Raw genomic sequence first — 15,337 nt, 5'->3', positions numbered from 1 at the left:
AATTGAAACAGTTTAGAGACATACTGATTTATGCAGAATCTGACAATCAAGCCTGCCTCGAGCAAGTTGTAGCAGTGGCGCGGGCGCACGGCGCTGCGATTACCGTGTGTGAGGTCGTAGAACCAGCCCCAGAGGTGCAAGACAATCGGGGTGTTATTGAGCGCGTCAGTAAGCTTCGTTGGACCCGCGCCTTCCAACGTTTGCGTCGTATCTGTGAGCTGTTTGCCAATCACACGGTCATCGATTACTCGGTGTTTACCGGTGTCCCCTTTGTCACGATTACAGAGCAGGTTGTAGAGCAAGACTTCGATCTCGTGGTACATATCAGCGAGCCAATCCAGGTTGCAAGCGGTATTGGCCTTAACGCGACCGGCATGCACTTAATGCGCAAGTGTCCGTGTACCGTGTGGGCCTTGCATCCTGAGCGAGTAAGCCGTAGCAATGATGTTGTTCTGGCCTTGGATAGAGAACTGGCAAGCGGTACGCGTGCGGCGGAAGCGTTTGCGATGACGCTTGCCGCGTCAGCTCTGGGTCTCGCTCTGACTCGCGACGGGGATGTTCACGTGGTGCATGCCTGGCAGCCCTATGGCGCTGAGTTGTTGGACGATGTGACCCTTGACCTGACTGATAGCGAGCGTCAGGTGTATCGCAAGCAGCAGCAAATCGATAGCGAACAATGGTTCAAACGCATTATTCAGCGTATTGAAAGCGTGGCCGACGATCCCCTGCGAGTCAAAGCCCATCTCATTGAGAGTCCTGCGGTACCGGCGGTAAAGGGCATGGTCGAAAAAACCAATGCCAGCATGCTGGTATTGGGCACTGTGGGCACCTCGGCGAATCCGGGTGTTCTTATCGGCGCGACGACGGAGTCAATTCTTGCCAGTGTTGGCACGCCCGTTCTTGCCCTCAAACCCCCGGGCTTTGTGTCGCCCTTGACGTTTACTCGTCAAGCCTGATGAGGCTATGGGTCTCTCCTGGTAGCCTGTGACGCACTGGTTTTGGTTTGTCAGGGGAGGGCGAGTTGGATATCACTGTCGTGAGTACGCGTGCTGATGCGCTGAAAGATGCTTTTCGGGGCGAATTGGCCGCAAGAGTTCCCGACGACGTGTCACTGCGCTTTTACTCGGACCCCAAGATCCTGGATGTTCGCGCTCTCGCGGCGGAAGTTGCCCTCGGGGCGCCCGATGTTCTTGCTCCCCTCCTTGCGAGTATGCCCAAGCTACGCTGGGTACAGTCGACTTGGGCGGGTGTGACTCCGTTCTTTGACGTGCCTCGGCGCGATTACCTGCTGACTGGCGTAAAAGATGTTTTTGGATCGAGTATGAGCGAGTACGCCCTTGGCTGGGTGCTTGCGATCGAGCGCTCCGTGCTCATTCACGCCAACGCTAAGCACTGGAAGTTTCGTATTGATCGCGGCCTATCTGAGTTTCGAGTGGGCGTTGCGGGGGTCGGAAGTATCGGCAGCGCCGTGGCGCAATCCTTTGGAGGATTTGTCAAAGAGGTCCGTGGTCTCAATAGTGACGGCCGCATGGCTGAGGGTTGCGGTTCTTGCTTTGCGACGTCAGACCGCCTGAGGTTTGCTGAGCACCTTGATGTACTCATTATGATCTTGCCTGACACACCGGCGACAGATGACCTGGTAGACGCTGAACTGCTCGCAAAGCTGGCACCTGGCGCCATTGTGATCAATGCGGGACGAGCTAACGCTCTGGATCTTTCTGCGGCATTGAGTGCTCGAGCATCGGGGCAGATACGCGCTTTGGTATTGGATGTGCTGAAGAAAGAACCGCTCATTGATGATGACCCGCTGTGGAGTACAGAGGGGGTTTACATCACTTCGCACACCGCAGCGCCTACGCGTATGGCAAGCATTGCCGGCGTGTTTCTCGATAACCTGCAGCGCTACCGAACAGGCGTTCCATTAGACGGGGTGATTGACTTCGAACGTGGATACTAAGAGACCGTCAATAACCTGCAAGTGAGTGACGATCTTTCGCGCGACGTCCACGCCGACTTTCTCGACGATTTCTTTCGCCATTGGAGCCGTAAAGTTGCGTCTGTAGTCCTATTCCCATGCGGCGATCATCATCGCTAGTGTCTCGACGATCCAGATGATTAATAAAGCTGCAGCGGCAATCGGCGCTATTGCAGCCCTCGACGGGGAGCGATGGAGCAGCTGACTTTAAATAGCGAAGGTTAGTGGTTTCAAAGGCTGCCGAGCATGAGCTGTTCGAGGGCTTCACCGAGACGGCGGCATAAGGTCCCGAGGGCGTCTGTGCTTTGCGTCGCTTGCCTGTTGATGGTTTGCCTTGTTGCGGTCGCTTATAGCGCACGCTCTTACTCTGCTGTCGCAGTAAAAACATCGCCACGGCGGCGATGGCGAAGACGATGCCAGTGATTAACACAATCATAGGCTTTCAGCTCTGAACATCGTCAATCTCTCACCGCATTGGATTTGCCTTACGTTAGGCTTCTATACTTGCGATTCAAACTGCCTCTGTTAGATAGTGTGATGTGGCGCACACTTTTCAGCGATTACGTCCCAGACGCTCGTGAGCATCTACCCACTCGTTCTTACGTGTTTTCTTGTCTACCCGTGTGGCAGCTCCCAACGAGAGCTCGCCGGCCACAACCAGCGCAGCAGCAATTTCAGCCAGTTTTAGGGCTTTGCCTTGACCATGGCAGTCCATGATTTTGAGGCATTCGCGTTGCGTCGGTAGATTGGTGCCGCCGCCATAGCTTGCGACGATTACCGCAGGCAGGGTGACCGAAAAATGATAATCACCTTCTCTTGTCACGCGGTTATACGTCGTGCACTGATTGGATTCACCAATGTTCGCGATGTCCTGGCCGGTAGCGAGATAGAGCGCCGCCAATCCATTGGCTGGATGCGCTGCATTGTTTGAAGAGTTGGTCAAAAATGAGGCAATGGTTGTGATCCCCTGACCGTAGTGCATGGCTTCCGGTGTGATGCGCAGGTTACGTTCCAATACTTCTCTAGGCACGGTGATTTCTGCGGTAACCCGCTTGCCGCGACTCTTCAGCATGTTGACTGAGGATGTACGTTTCTCTGTGTCGAAGTTACCGGACAGCAGATAGTGCTTGAGCGCTGGGTAGTTCTCACGGATCCACTCGCAGGCCACAAAGGTAGCGCGACTGGTCATGTTTTGTCCTGCGGCATCCCCGGTGCTGTAGTCGAAACGGGTATATACAAAGTTGTGCGCGCAGTAGTGCTCAATCTCGTCGAGTTTACCCACCGATGTGGTGCTCTCAGCGACAGTTTTGATCTTCGGGAAATTCTCAACCAGCCACTGCTCAAAATCTCTTGCATCCCGGGAGTTGCGGAACACGAAGCAGGGCGCACGTTGCATGGCTTGTCCTACGACCGTGGTCAACACGCCGCCGGACTCTCGGATCACCTTCATTCCACGGTTGTAACTGGCTAGCATGGTGCCCTCGACGGTTGCCATGGGTACGTAGAACTCGCCTTTTGCATGTTCGCCGTTCACCAATAGTGGACCCGCTAATCCAATGGGAACCTGCACAACGCCGAACATGTTTTCGATGTTGCCGGCCATTTCCTGAGGGTCGAAAGAGTACTGCTTGGTGTGATCAAGTTCGGCGCCCGTGGTCTCTTCGATAAAGCGCTGGCGCTTGCTGATGATGTCGGCGCTGAAATCGTCGCTATCGTCTCTGGGGATGGATTTACTCATAGTCGTGTCTCTGCGAGAAAGGCGGCTAAACTACGTAACCAGGGCGACAAGGTCAATTGGGCGCGGTAAACCGAGTTGCGAGTGCCTGGGTGGCATGGCGAAGTAGATCAACGTTTTTGTGATGATATGGGGTATTAGTGGTGATCAAGCAGTACGCGCATCGTTTAAGCCAAATTCTGGTCGTTGTCTTCGCTTCGATGCTTTTGTCTGGCCTAAGCCTGGCTGCGACACTCGAGGAGGCCTTGTCTGAGGACCCGGCACATGATTCTCAGTATCCGGCCTCGGTGGTGGAGCTAAGTATCCCCAGCGCAGGTTCAAGAATGCCCGCGCACATGTATCTAGCGGCGGGTGCTGGGCCGCATCCAACGGTGGTGTTACTCCATGGTCTTCCGGGCAATGAGCGAAATCTCGACGTTGCGCAGGCTTTGCGACGTTTTGGCTTTAACACCCTGTACTTCCATTATCGTGGAGCCTGGGGTGCAGAGGGTGAATATCGCTTTAGTCAGCTTCCGGTGGATACGCTGGCGGTGCTGGATTTTCTCCGGGACGATAAGCAAGCCGAGCGTCTGCGTGTCGATCGTAAAGCGCTGTCCGTGCTGGGCCACTCTTTAGGCGGATACGCGGCTTTGGCCACTGGGGCCCGCGATGCGCAACTGCGCTGCGTCGTGGCCCTGTCGCCGGCGAACCTCGGGTTGTGGCAAGCCGATGTCGACAACGGAGGCGGGACTACCAGCCTCCGTTTAAAGGCCTACGCGGATGAACTTTTCATGCTCGAAGGGTTTACGGGGGACCGCCTTGAAGAGGAGCTGGCTTTTGCTGATGTATCTCTATGGGATACCCGTGGCTTTGGTCCCGGCTTACGAGGCAAGTCAGTCTTGATGATGGTAGGGCAACAGGATCAGGTTACGCCTGCGGCAACAATGTTTGAACCTGTTGTCGCTGCTTACAAAAAGCTAGGCGATATTGATCTCACCGCAAAAACTATTTCTGGCGATCACTCCTTTTCCTGGAGCAGAATTAAATTAACCCGGGAGATTCTTAGTTGGTCGGACGCGCACTGTCGTAGTGAGGACTGAGTTCGCCGTCGATGCTCGTTTCTTGCAAACCTAGGATGGGAGGAGCATCGCGCAGCGCTGCCTGAATCGACGAATTTTGCGCTGAGTTTTTCGCTTTGCAAAGAATCCCGACCAGGTTGACAGGGGAATAAGTTCGGCATTGCCAATACCATCCACAAGCATGACGCGATAACCGTTTTCTTCTGTTACTGCGATGATGTTGTGAGGGAGTAGATCCCGGCTGAGGATGCGAAGCTTTCCTACAGACTCTACGAACTCTTCGATACCTGCTTCCAGTGCCGAATCTGTGCCGTTCACCAGCATTTGCTCCAAATTTCTTGGCCAGCTGCCGTCAGCGTTGCGCATAAGCTGCGTCACGATTCCCACGCCCATATCCGTATCTTCGGTGCCGTGATAACGAGGAACATAGCGCCACAAGGTTTCGCTCGCACGGGTCAAAAGCTCGCGATAGGCTTTGATTTCTTTGAGCTGGTCATCCAAAAAGCGCGCCGGCAAATGACGTTTAAAGTCTTTGCGAAGCACCTTTCGGGCCGCGCCGGTGCGGTCAGGCCGTAGAACTTTCACGCAGCGATTCGCGTGTTCCGGGTGCTGGAAAACGTAGCGTGTTCCGCCGACAAAAAGTGGCCGTGAATTCTTGAGTTTGAGCATGGGTCAGTGGTGGTCATAGTAATGATCTACAGTTTACCGCAGCTTAGCGACCCCCGCGATTTTTTGACTGCCGGGCGCTGACATCGCATAGTAGCGGCGCCTCTTTTTGGAATCCCCCATGAGTTCGTTTCGAGTTCCCCTTCCTGCGCTACTGCTCGTGCTGGCTATGGCGCTTCTGCCATTTGGGCGCATGCTGGAAATACCCATGGCTTTGCTGGCAATTGCGGGTCTGGCAGGTCTTGTACGGTCTAAAGGCTTGGGCGGAGCCAGTCACGCTGCCGTGCTGGCGGCGCTGCTCGCGGCCTTTGCGCTGCCCATGCTGCTGGCATTGCCGGATGCTATAGCGCAGCAGAAATCTCTGATCACGACGCTGGGAACCTTGCGTTACGGTATGTCCTGCGTCGCTTTACTGTACTGGTATCAGTGCTGCGGTGATCAGCCAGAAGACCGGGATCGTCTCTTGAACGTGCTGGGAATGGCCGTGGCCGTGTTGTTAACGCTCTGGTGTCTGGACGGGCTTTTGCAGTTTGGCACGGGAAGTAATGTTTTGGGCTATGGCGTGGGTGAGGGCTACATCAATGGGGTCTTTGGTGATGATGACAACATCAAATTCGGCATTGCGGTCGCGTTCCTGCTCCCAATCGGTCTTGTGTATGCCTTGCGACAGTGGCCTCCGGTGGCGGTGGGCTTTTTCCTATTGCTGGTCTTAACGCTGATAGTCCTTTCCGGAAAGCGCGCCGCCTGGATAAGCGCTGCAGTCGAATTGTCTGCCATGGGGATCTATTACTTTTTTCGCGGTCGCCTTGGTGTGTTTCGGGTTGTCAGTTTACTGGGTATAGCTGTATTGGCCCTCGTTCTGGCCTTCGGATCCAGTGAGTGGGTGCAGGAGCGCAGTGTCGTAATTGTGAAGGCTCTTGATGAGCCTGATTACGCGTCCGTCAATCGCGCCACGGGGCTTCGATTACCCATATGGCGTACAGCAGTCTCTATGGGCGAAGCGCACTGGATCAATGGCGTGGGCCCCAGGGGGTTTCGCTACGCGTATGCAGATTTTGCTGCACAGGATGACACCTGGGCGCGTCCCGCACGGGAAGCCGGAGGTGCGCGGGCGTCCCATGCACACCAGTTGTTACTGGAGTTGTGGTCTGAGACGGGGGTGTTTGGCTTACTGGGTTATGGAGCGCTCCTGACGCTACTGTGGGCTAGCTGGCAGCGCGCTGATCCTGACGCTCGCTCCAGGGCGCTTCCTTACGCAGTGACGCTCGTGGGTATGCTATTCCCTTTGAACACTCACTTGGCTTGGTATTCCTCTTGGCATGCGCAGCTCTTATGGCTGTTTATTGGGATGTATCTTCTGGCTTTGAGTCACAGAGAATCAAAGGAGGTCTCATCGTGATCATTAGTCATCACCATCGGTTCATCTTTGTAAAAACACACAAGACCGCGGGCAGTTCTCTGGAAGTAGCGCTTGCGCAAGAGTGTCAAGGAAACGATATTGTGTCGCATATGGAGGACAATATTGGCAATGGAACTCCGCGTAACTACGGACCGGATTCCTGGCTTGGTCCCGCCTACAACAGTTCGAAGTACGTCCGTAAAGTCGTAGGCCGACACTCGCCGTTGTTGGGCGCTTTTTACTATGAGCACATGCCCGCCGCTCGCATACGAGAGCTTGTCGGCGATGACGTCTGGGACAGCTACTTCACCTTTTGCTTTGAACGCAATCCTTGGGACAAGGCGGTGTCCTACTACCTCTGGAAACAGTATGGACAAGGTCGTGCCATGCCGTCGTTTGGAGACTATGTGGAGAAAAAGCCACACCGACTGCCTCGGGACGCGCAACTGTATTTTGATGGTGATGATGTGTTGGTTGATCGCGTGTTTGAATTTCGGGAACTCGGGGCAGCGCTCGAGGAGCTCCGGGGGCATTTGAATCTTGAGCTACCAGAGCCACTCCCTGGAGAGAAAACCGGTGTTGCCCGAGAGAGGAAACATTACCGTGAGTACTATGATGAGCACAGCAAAGCACGTATTGCGGATTTGTTTTCTCGAGAGATAGCATTGATGGGATATCAGTTTGACGACTAAGTGCCCGCCGTCATAAGCAATTCAGGGGCGCGTGTGATTAGCGAGCCCCGCTTGATCAACCGCCGTTAACCGGTTTTCGTTTGCTGTGGCTTACGCACAAAGTGCACAAAGCCAGTGCGTGGGCCATCTACGCCAAAGCGCACTCGGTTTTGAAGGTCTGGCTCTAGATCCGCCGGTGCAAAAACGTCAACAATGAACCCGGCCTCTTCAAGACGTTCTCGATAGTCTAGACCGTAATTTCTGACATGTTCGTCTGGACGTTTGTCCCAGGTAGCACGAACATTGCCAGGAGTATTAGCCTCTTCGGTGGATTCAGCGAACAAAGGCACGTTCACTACGGCCCAGCCGCCGGGGCGAAGCACTCTAAAACATTCGGCAATCGCCTTGTGATCATCCGGCACATCCTGAAAAACGTGGTTGCAGTAAATCGCATCCATGGTTTCGTTGGGGTAAAGCATATCCTGCACATCAAGGCGGACCATCACGTCTTTACGCATGAGATCGGCAGTAATGTAGCCCTCGCCAATGGATTTAAAAAAGAACTCACTGAGTCGCGGTTCCGGTGCTACGTGAAGGAACTGCATGTGTTCCTGTAGTAATTCATTCTCGCGCTGCTGAAGGAAAAGCCAGCTGAGTCGGTCGCGCTCGCGACTGCGACACAGAGGACAAACCGCCCTTGGGCGTGCACGCTGACCACTGCCCGCAGGGAGGAAGTGTGAAAAGCCGTGTTGACAGACCGGGCAATGCACTGCGTCGCCCCGATACTTGATCGGAGAGATCAGCTGATTTCGCCAGCTACGTAGCTGTACTTCAAGAGATTTAAAAAACTGCATAGTTTAGTGACCTGACACTGCGCCCTGTTGAGGGCGCAGTGTGGTAGTCATTGTTGAAAAATACTTAAGCAAAAACAAAAAACGCTAGCTTATTGCCATCAGGGTCGCGGACGTAAGCGCCGTAGAAAACATCGGGAATGCGTTGCCCAGGCTCGCCGTCACAAGTCGCACCAAGCTCAATGGCTTTGGCGTACAAGGCGTCTGCATGCTCTTTGCTGTTAGCGGTGATCGCAACCATGTTGCCGTTGCCCGGATGGTTGGCTTCTTCGTTGAACGGCAGACATACAGCAATCATGGGCTCAGCCATGCTCTTACCGATGAACGCGATTCGGTCCATATCGACCGTAACCGATGCGCCCATATCCTTAAGTAATTCTGAGTAGAAGGTCTTGGCGCGTTCCATGTCGCTGACGCCGACTGTGACATAGCCGATCATAGGTGACTCCTTGAATTTGATAATTGTTGTTAGGACGCTTTTAAGCGCGAGCAGAGTGTAAAGCATATCGTCGCTGTGGCAATCTGTGACTCTGACGAATACGACGCTTGAGGCGACATACCAGCAACGCGTATGCTCGCGTATTCATTGCCTGACTAGATGTCTATGCCTGAACAGCTATTCATAGCCACGATCTTCCTGGGTCTTTTTTATGGACTCATATTCAGCTCCTACACACCTGCTTGGCTGTTTGCCGGAGCCATGGGGGCGGTGTACTTCGCAGGCCTTGTGGATACTCCGGAAGTGCTTGATAAGGCGACAAATATCGGACTGGTTACGCTGGTGCTGTTACTGCTGGTGTCTATTGGGCTCGAGAAGCTGAGCTGGCTTTCTCGTCTATCCCGGGGGCTTGTGGTATCTGGATACCGGCGCTCACTGTTGCGGGTATCTGTTGTCACCAGCTTGTTTTCGGCTCTGGTTAACAATACGGCGGTGGTCGCGACACTGGCTAATTCACTTCGTGAAAACAACTTTCATCTCCCCAGCCGATTACTTTTGCCCTTGTCTTATGCAGCTGTGCTGGGCGGCACTACAACGCTGATTGGTACCTCGACTAATCTCATCGTGAGTTCCTTTCTCGAAGATGCTACGGGTGAGGGCCTTGCGTTTTTTGACTTCCTGCCCATTGGTTTGACCGTGACCGCGGTAGGCGTGGTGGTGCTGTTGCTGACGTCTCGGTTGCTTCCGGACAATCCCCGGGATCAAGTGACGGTCGCTGAGTACCTTGTGGAAGCGGATGTCGTTGCTGGCTCTAGTCTTATCGGACGCAGTATTGCGGACAACGGTCTGCGTGAACTGGATGCCTTGTTTTTGGTGGAGATTGTCCGCGGTGAGCATTTAATCTCGCCAGTGGCGCCGCAGGAATACATCGCTGAGGGCGACCGGCTGATTTTCTCTGGTGACATAAGTAAAGTGAGTTTGCTGGACAGACTTGACGGACTGAAGACCTTCGCTGCAGGAGAGGGCCTGCTCAGTGGCAATCTGGTTCAGGTGATTTTGCTGCCAGGTGCAACCGTGGAAGGCAAGACGGTTAAAGACTCGGGTTTTCGATCGCTCTTTGACGCAGCAGTGGTGGGTATTCGGCGCGGTGGTGAGCGCCTCTCGGGTAAGTTAGGCACGATCACGCTGGAAGCCGGGGATAGTTTGATGTTGGCCATCGGCGGTGATTTTTACAGCCGCCGTAACGTAGACAAGAACTTTTTGGTGGTGGGCTCGCGAGCCTTGCAAGCGCCGCTGAGCACACTCGCCAGCAACATAGTCGGCTTTGCGATGCTTGCGGTCGTGGCGCTCGCCGCCATGGGGTTGCTACCTTTGATCAAAGGTTTGCTAGGCATGCTTGTGCTGATGCTGGGGCTTGGGGTTGTGCGAGCGGGTGAACTTCGACGTCGCTTTCCGTTCGATATTGCTATGGTGATTGGCGCGGCGCTGGTGCTTTCTCAAGCGCTGGTCAATACCGGTCTCGTGTCGGTAATAGCCGAAGCATTGCATTTGCGATTGGCGGCGGAGGGGCCCTACGTCGCGCTAGTGGCGGTGTATCTCACAACATTGCTGCTGACGGAGTTGATGACCAACAATGCAGCCGCTGCGCTGGTGTTTCCCATTGCATTTGGCTTAGCCGAGAGTTTTGGTTTGAGTGTTTTGCCGTTTGTGATGGCGGTGGCCTATGGGGCGAGTGCAAGCTTTATGACGCCCTATGGCTACACAACCAATCTTATGGTGCAGAATATTGGAAACTATCGTTTCGTAGACTACGTGCGTTACGGCTTTCCGCTGTCGGTAGCATACTCTGTCGTCGTGCTCACGATGTTGCCACGAGTGTTTCCGTTTTCACCCTAAGTCCTTAGTAACCTTCAGTGCTCAAGACATGGTCTAGCATTCGCATTTGCTCACGACGAATATCCGCGTCAGCATCACTGCCGCCTTCGTCTCCATCGGCCCCCAGGCTGCCTAGCTGATACTGTGGTGCTGTGCGTCCCGATAATCCACCAAGGTAGTAATAGGGACGATCCCAGGGATCGGATAAATTTTTGTCATTCACGCCAAAATCACCTTCTAGCAGCTTGTTTAGCGTTCGCGGCAATGTGTGCATTGAGTCGTAATAGCGTGTGATCGCTGCATCAATTGCCAGTATGTCATCGCGGATCTTACTCAGGGCTTCCCAATTGGAATCTGCTGCGCCAATTCCCAGTAGGGTATGCAATGCCTGCGCAGGATCTTTACTGCAAAATACCAACACCTCATCCGCTGTGGGTCTTGTGAGCATAAAGGATTCTCCCACCACGAATTCGCTGGTACGCATGTCCCAGCCGTCCGCAGTCAGTGTGGTGTAGCTGCCGCACAAGATTTTCCCTGGGTAGCTGCGGGTGTTGTCAAAGCTAACCTCCCGTTGATTGGGGAGACTGCGAACTAAGCGTTCTTGATACTCCGCGGTATATGACGCGCAAGCGGCCAGTATGCCCGTCAGCAGTAAGGTAGTAAGTCGCAACAGCATTGGTGCTCTCGGTTAACTCAAAACGGGCGCGAAGTATGAATCTCGGATTGGTTTCCGGCAAGAGGGGCCGCCTGAGATGTATTGCTGAGCGGTATAGACGTGGCTGAGCCGGTGCGTGCTAGGGCAATCTGAATCCACCGAAACAGTCTTGGAGGAGGGTTGAGATGCTGGGGATATCGGTCCGAGGAGTCGGGTTTGTCCTGTTTGTATGTCTATTCATACATCTGTCCTCAGCGGTGTTTGCACAGTCGCCCATTACCATCGAGCAACTGCTGGCAAAGCCCTCGAGCTGGCAGATCAGCAGTAGCTTTGACTACCGTTCAGGAATGTCCGAGTCATGGCATCTTGAGCGGCAGACGAGTTGGTCTGCGGGTGTCCGTTACGGGTTGACTCCACGTTTCGAGATCAATGGACGACTTCAGGGGCAGCAATTCAGCCAGGACATACCTGGGCAGCGTATTCGGGAGCAAAGCCAGGCACTGAGTGTGGGTAGTAACTGGTTGCTAAAGCCAGAGAGTGCAACGCCCGCCTTGTTGCTCGAAGCCCGGGCCGTGCTGCGCAGTAGCGGGCCTGCTGGGCCACGCCACCTGCCAAGTGTTCAGGTAGCCATAACAAGCTACAAAAGCATCGATCCCGTGGTGTTATCACTTTCAGCGTCGGTGAACGTTCAGCGCGAGTATCGTCTTGGATCTGTGGAGGTCAGTCCTGGGTCCAGCTGGCGGCTTGAGCCTGGTGTCAACTTTGCCATCAATCCTCGGGTCACGCTGTTTGGGGGAGTGGCGATAGAGCGTCGCAATTCCACTCAATTTGGGGCAGCTGTGATTGCAGGTCCAAGCGAAAGATTGGCCCTGAGTGGAGGCATGGCGCTGGCAGTTGCGAGGCAGCATTCGGTGTTCGTGAGCGGTGATGTTGCTAGTGACCGCAGTGGCGGTATGAGCCTGCAGTGGTTTTACGAGTTTTAGTGGTGGGGAATTCTTTGGAAAGTAGTGCTGAAAGGAATCACATTATGCAAAAAGTAACGAAGCGGTTTGCGGCGGTCGTCGCAATGAGCCTACTCGTCTCGCAGGGAAGCTGGGCGAATGGTGATACTACGGATGAGAGTCGCTTGGCTGCAGCGCAGTCGGCGCTGATATCGAGCGCATTTCACAGTCCACCCTCGACAGAGCTTCAGATGCTCGATGAACAGGCCATGAGCAGTACACAGGGTGAGCTTTGGCCTTGGATCATTGGCGTTGTCGCCCTGGACCTGAGCCTCGCCAGCTTCTTTTGGGGCAATTATGTTCCGATCATGACGGCGTCGAGCGGGTTTTGTGTCAATTGCGACATAGGGTCCAAATCTCGATAAGTACCTGGCTGGGGCAGCGCAGCTGCCTCAGCGTTGTTTCTCACTCCGAGCTAGGTCGCAATCAGGAGTTACTGCTTATGAGTCCCCCCGAATTGATCAAGAAGGCTAACGATGCAGAATATAGCCGCCGTTATAACGGCCTGTTTTTCATGCACGCCTTAAGCCTGCTGCCGCTAGTCGTGTTTGTGCTGGTTCTATGGATGGAGACTGGCCATCTAAGGGGGTCTGCGGCCTACCTCAGTGGCGTGAGTTACCTAATTACCTTGATGTGTCTGCGGGCTCTTTGGCGCCGGGATGTTCTTTTAGGTATGCGGCGGGAAGGTATGGTCGATAAGTCCTACGGGCCGCCCGTGCTTTGACCTTCGCGGGGAAAATAACAGCTCGCTGTATCGCTACGGGATCTTTAGGAATGTTGTTGACTGCTGCGGTTCCCAGTTATGGCTTTGAAGATTGGTTGGCCCTGCGCGACAAAGGTGTTGTTCGACAAAAGATGGATTACAGCTGCGGTGCTGCAGCGTTAGCCACTGTGCTCACATACTTTTACCTGGATCCGGTTAGCGAAGGAGCCCTGCTTGAGAAAACCTTAAACGATCGTGCTAGTGAGCTCGATTCGGGTTCGCCAAAGAAGGGTTTGTCTTTCTCCGATATGGCCATGCTCGCGGAGTCCCGGGACTACCCCGTCGTGGGCGTTGATATCGTTTATGACGACCTGAAAAAGCTTAGCTTGCCGGTGATCGTCGCTCTGCAAGTTGAGGGTCGCGCGCATTTTAGTGTACTGCGCAAGATTGATAGTCAGGATAGGGTGTTTTTGGCTGACCCCAGTTGGGGAAACCGGCAGCTGGGCCGAGAGGAGTTCCTCCGGAGCTTTGTGAGGGAGGGAGGTGTTTCAAGAGGACGAATTTTGATCGTTGGCTCAAAGGACGAAAACGGGGGGAGGGATGCCTTTCGACATCGCTCCCCACGACGGATCCTCATTGCGCCAGGGCAATGGTCGGGGCTTAGAGTTCCTTAAACGCCAGGTCCAGGGACTCAAGAAAAGCCGTGTTGTCTTTGCGTGCGGTATTACCCGTGACGACGGCGATGGACGCATTTTCGGGAATCAAGTACTGGGCTGAGACTCGCTTGAGGTCGTCCAGCGTTACCTCAAGGATCCCCTGTCGGAAAGCCATGCGTTGTTCATGATTGCGCCCAAAGCGGCGGTTATGGAAATCCTGCTTGGCTTCTCCGGCAGGAGATCCCGGCTTGTCGATATTACCGATCACGCCAAGAATAGCCTCTTCAAGCCCCGTCGCGCCGTGATCACCATTGGCCATCCACGCGATACTGTCGTCAAAGTCGGTGAGAGTCCCTTCGATGCGTGGGTCCCTATACGAGTAAAAACGAAACGCTGCAATGCTCGCATCGTGGCTTGCGCCGCCACCGTAGGCCCCGCCTTGCTCGCGGATAGCACGATGTAGGAAGCCGTTGCGGAGATAGCCGGAGAGGACTGTGAGCGCTGCTGCGTCGGCATGTCCACTTGGGACAGTGGCGTAGGCCTTGGCGCAAAAGCTCACCTGGGAGTTGGCTACCCAACATTCCCGCCGCATTTCGCGCAGCATTGGCAAGCGCAGCGGCTCGACGTTGTGCCGGGGTAAGGCTTTCCAGATTTCGGCGGCTTCTTGCGCCAAGCCGTCTGTGCGTCCGGGCTCTGCGACTATCAGTGCTTCCCAATCGGCGGTTCGAAGCTTTGCGTGCAACTGCTGTAGCGCACTGGCAAAGGCGTCCAGGTTCGCGGTTTCGTTAAGCGAATCATCGAGATGACGCAGGCCAGCGATACCCTGCATGCCCGACAGTTCATGATGGAGCATCGCCAGTGGGCTCATGCCGGCACAGGCTGCTAGCATCGCAAGACTGTGACCCTGTCCGGTGATGGATTGCTCACGTCGCGCGCGCTGCTGAGACACCAGCTCACGTATACGAGGTAGTTCGTCAAAGCGAACGTGGAGAAGCGTGTCACGCATTAACTGGGCTTGCTCATCGCTTTTACGTGCCAGTGCTTTTGAGGACAAGATAAGACTGGCTTGCGCGACTTGCTCGTCTTCGATGCCGCCACGCATCGACGTAAACAGACTGATGGATCCCACAGAAGATGACTGACGGTGTTGGGTATCCAGATAGCTAGCGTCCCCAAGACCGAGTTCCGCTGACATCCCGGTGAGATGAGGAAGCAGGGCCAGCTCCGCTGTATCCAGGGCGGGTACAGAACAACTCAGCTGCTGGTACACCAGGCCATTAGTGCCTTGTTCATAAAGTGTAAATGGAAGGTCGCCTAGCCGAGTTTCTTTATAAGACAGTTTTGGCAAAGTGGCGGGAACATCACTGAGTGTGACTTTTGGGAGTATTTCCGGATCATCTTCCTGCGCCTGACGTTTTAACAAGGCTTCTGCCTGAGCAACCACGGCCGCTTTTGCAGAGTCATCCATGCCCGACTTCATGTCGCTAAGACGCTGTCGCTCTTCCGCTATCTTTTTTTCTGACAAGTTGCCATCCGGGGTCATCACCAGCGTAATACGGTGCTGATTCTCCAGCAGTAATTGTCGGGCCAGGTTGCGAATGTAATCGGGGTCCTGTAACTGCTCTCGCAAGAGCACGATCACGGGCTCTAGAT

Annotated in this window: 17 protein-coding genes; 10 read left to right on the top strand and 7 right to left on the bottom strand. The window is 54.5% G+C overall.

Annotation, left to right across the window (positions count from 1 at the left end; translation table 11 throughout):
* Nucleotides 1-2 precede the first annotated feature (2 nt).
* On the top strand, nt 3-956 hold the full coding sequence (locus ACI9KD_RS03625) for a universal stress protein (RefSeq protein ID WP_414979792.1): 954 nt from the start codon (nt 3-5) through the stop codon (nt 954-956).
* Nucleotides 957-1,021: 65 nt separating this feature from the next.
* A complete protein-coding gene (locus tag ACI9KD_RS03620; protein WP_414979791.1) occupies nt 1,022-1,957 on the top strand; it encodes an NAD(P)-dependent oxidoreductase in 936 nt (311 codons plus the stop codon).
* Between the two features lie 7 nt (nt 1,958-1,964).
* Here the strand turns inward: ACI9KD_RS03620 and ACI9KD_RS03615 are convergent, their stop codons facing one another.
* Both ACI9KD_RS03615 and ACI9KD_RS03610 read right to left on the bottom strand, forming a co-directional pair.
* Nucleotides 1,965-2,411, bottom strand: a complete 447-nt coding sequence (locus ACI9KD_RS03615; RefSeq protein WP_414979790.1) for a hypothetical protein — start codon at nt 2,409-2,411, stop codon at nt 1,965-1,967.
* A gap of 117 nt (nt 2,412-2,528) precedes the next feature.
* Nucleotides 2,529-3,713: a hydroxymethylglutaryl-CoA reductase gene (locus ACI9KD_RS03610; protein ID WP_414979789.1), complete on the bottom strand. Its 1,185-nt coding sequence runs from the start codon at nt 3,711-3,713 to the stop codon at nt 2,529-2,531.
* Between the two features lie 140 nt (nt 3,714-3,853).
* Here ACI9KD_RS03610 and ACI9KD_RS03605 point away from each other — a divergent pair, with 140 nt between their 5' ends.
* On the top strand, nt 3,854-4,789 hold the full coding sequence (locus ACI9KD_RS03605; protein ID WP_414979788.1) for an alpha/beta hydrolase family protein: 936 nt from the start codon (nt 3,854-3,856) through the stop codon (nt 4,787-4,789).
* Between the two features lie 30 nt (nt 4,790-4,819).
* Here the strand turns inward: ACI9KD_RS03605 and ACI9KD_RS03600 are convergent, their stop codons facing one another.
* On the bottom strand, nt 4,820-5,437 hold the full coding sequence (locus ACI9KD_RS03600; protein WP_414979787.1) for a YrbL family protein: 618 nt from the start codon (nt 5,435-5,437) through the stop codon (nt 4,820-4,822).
* Between the two features lie 118 nt (nt 5,438-5,555).
* On the opposite strand from ACI9KD_RS03600, the gene ACI9KD_RS03595 reads away from it, so the two are divergent.
* Together ACI9KD_RS03595 and ACI9KD_RS03590 are read left to right on the top strand one after the other, a co-directional pair.
* Nucleotides 5,556-6,833, top strand: a complete 1,278-nt coding sequence (locus ACI9KD_RS03595; protein WP_414979786.1) for an O-antigen ligase family protein — start codon at nt 5,556-5,558, stop codon at nt 6,831-6,833.
* Entirely contained in the window at nt 6,830-7,525 is a 696-nt protein-coding gene (locus ACI9KD_RS03590) for a hypothetical protein (protein ID WP_414979785.1), read from the top strand. The genes ACI9KD_RS03595 and ACI9KD_RS03590 overlap by 4 nt, the downstream gene beginning before the upstream one ends.
* 65 nt (nt 7,526-7,590) lie before the next feature.
* On the opposite strand, the gene ACI9KD_RS03585 is transcribed toward ACI9KD_RS03590, so the two are convergent.
* Nucleotides 7,591-8,358, bottom strand: coding sequence for a class I SAM-dependent methyltransferase (locus ACI9KD_RS03585; RefSeq protein WP_414979784.1), 768 nt, complete (start codon nt 8,356-8,358; stop codon nt 7,591-7,593).
* A gap of 64 nt (nt 8,359-8,422) precedes the next feature.
* Nucleotides 8,423-8,794 (bottom strand): VOC family protein, encoded by a 372-nt coding sequence (locus ACI9KD_RS03580; RefSeq protein ID WP_414979783.1) that lies wholly within the window; start codon nt 8,792-8,794, stop codon nt 8,423-8,425.
* A gap of 165 nt (nt 8,795-8,959) precedes the next feature.
* Between ACI9KD_RS03580 and ACI9KD_RS03575 the strand changes: the two genes are divergently transcribed.
* Nucleotides 8,960-10,690, top strand: a complete 1,731-nt coding sequence (locus ACI9KD_RS03575; RefSeq protein ID WP_414979782.1) for an SLC13 family permease — start codon at nt 8,960-8,962, stop codon at nt 10,688-10,690.
* A 4-nt stretch (nt 10,691-10,694) separates the two neighbouring features.
* Here ACI9KD_RS03575 and ACI9KD_RS03570 read toward each other — a convergent pair whose 3' ends face one another.
* Nucleotides 10,695-11,345, bottom strand: a complete 651-nt coding sequence (locus ACI9KD_RS03570) for a type II secretion system protein GspG (protein ID WP_414979781.1) — start codon at nt 11,343-11,345, stop codon at nt 10,695-10,697.
* A 164-nt stretch (nt 11,346-11,509) separates the two neighbouring features.
* Between ACI9KD_RS03570 and ACI9KD_RS03565 the strand changes: the two genes are divergently transcribed.
* From ACI9KD_RS03565 to ACI9KD_RS03550, 4 genes are all read left to right on the top strand, one after another.
* Nucleotides 11,510-12,307 (top strand): hypothetical protein, encoded by a 798-nt coding sequence (locus ACI9KD_RS03565; RefSeq protein WP_414979780.1) that lies wholly within the window; start codon nt 11,510-11,512, stop codon nt 12,305-12,307.
* Nucleotides 12,308-12,351: 44 nt separating this feature from the next.
* Nucleotides 12,352-12,690 (top strand): hypothetical protein, encoded by a 339-nt coding sequence (locus ACI9KD_RS03560; protein ID WP_414979779.1) that lies wholly within the window; start codon nt 12,352-12,354, stop codon nt 12,688-12,690.
* Nucleotides 12,691-12,767: 77 nt separating this feature from the next.
* Nucleotides 12,768-13,049: a hypothetical protein gene (locus ACI9KD_RS03555; protein WP_414979778.1), complete on the top strand. Its 282-nt coding sequence runs from the start codon at nt 12,768-12,770 to the stop codon at nt 13,047-13,049.
* Between the two features lie 50 nt (nt 13,050-13,099).
* Nucleotides 13,100-13,702, top strand: coding sequence for a C39 family peptidase (locus tag ACI9KD_RS03550; protein ID WP_414979777.1), 603 nt, complete (start codon nt 13,100-13,102; stop codon nt 13,700-13,702).
* On the opposite strand, the gene ACI9KD_RS03545 is transcribed toward ACI9KD_RS03550, so the two are convergent.
* Nucleotides 13,689-15,337 (bottom strand): insulinase family protein (locus tag ACI9KD_RS03545; RefSeq protein WP_414979776.1); only part of this gene is annotated, 1,649 nt, incomplete at its 5' end. The genes ACI9KD_RS03550 and ACI9KD_RS03545 overlap by 14 nt on opposite strands.

It is taken from the genome of Congregibacter sp. (assembly GCF_047617445.1).
Classification (GTDB): Bacteria; Pseudomonadota; Gammaproteobacteria; order Pseudomonadales; family Halieaceae; genus Congregibacter.
Note: the sequence above shows the minus strand (reverse complement) of the source record. Positions and strands in the feature narration are given on the sequence as shown.

Coding starts and splice junctions, on each gene's coding strand:
- ACI9KD_RS03600 (WP_414979787.1), bottom strand. CDS start 5,437: ATGCTCAAACTCAAGAATTCACGGCCACTTTTTGTCGGCGGAACACGC.
- ACI9KD_RS03565 (WP_414979780.1), top strand. CDS start 11,510: ATGCTGGGGATATCGGTCCGAGGAGTCGGGTTTGTCCTGTTTGTATGT.
- ACI9KD_RS03570 (WP_414979781.1), bottom strand. CDS start 11,345: ATGCTGTTGCGACTTACTACCTTACTGCTGACGGGCATACTGGCCGCT.
- ACI9KD_RS03585 (WP_414979784.1), bottom strand. CDS start 8,358: ATGCAGTTTTTTAAATCTCTTGAAGTACAGCTACGTAGCTGGCGAAAT.
- ACI9KD_RS03615 (WP_414979790.1), bottom strand. CDS start 2,411: ATGATTGTGTTAATCACTGGCATCGTCTTCGCCATCGCCGCCGTGGCG.
- ACI9KD_RS03595 (WP_414979786.1), top strand. CDS start 5,556: ATGAGTTCGTTTCGAGTTCCCCTTCCTGCGCTACTGCTCGTGCTGGCT.
- ACI9KD_RS03555 (WP_414979778.1), top strand. CDS start 12,768: ATGAGTCCCCCCGAATTGATCAAGAAGGCTAACGATGCAGAATATAGC.
- ACI9KD_RS03575 (WP_414979782.1), top strand. CDS start 8,960: ATGCCTGAACAGCTATTCATAGCCACGATCTTCCTGGGTCTTTTTTAT.
- ACI9KD_RS03550 (WP_414979777.1), top strand. CDS start 13,100: ATGTTGTTGACTGCTGCGGTTCCCAGTTATGGCTTTGAAGATTGGTTG.
- ACI9KD_RS03610 (WP_414979789.1), bottom strand. CDS start 3,713: ATGAGTAAATCCATCCCCAGAGACGATAGCGACGATTTCAGCGCCGAC.
- ACI9KD_RS03580 (WP_414979783.1), bottom strand. CDS start 8,794: ATGATCGGCTATGTCACAGTCGGCGTCAGCGACATGGAACGCGCCAAG.
- ACI9KD_RS03560 (WP_414979779.1), top strand. CDS start 12,352: ATGCAAAAAGTAACGAAGCGGTTTGCGGCGGTCGTCGCAATGAGCCTA.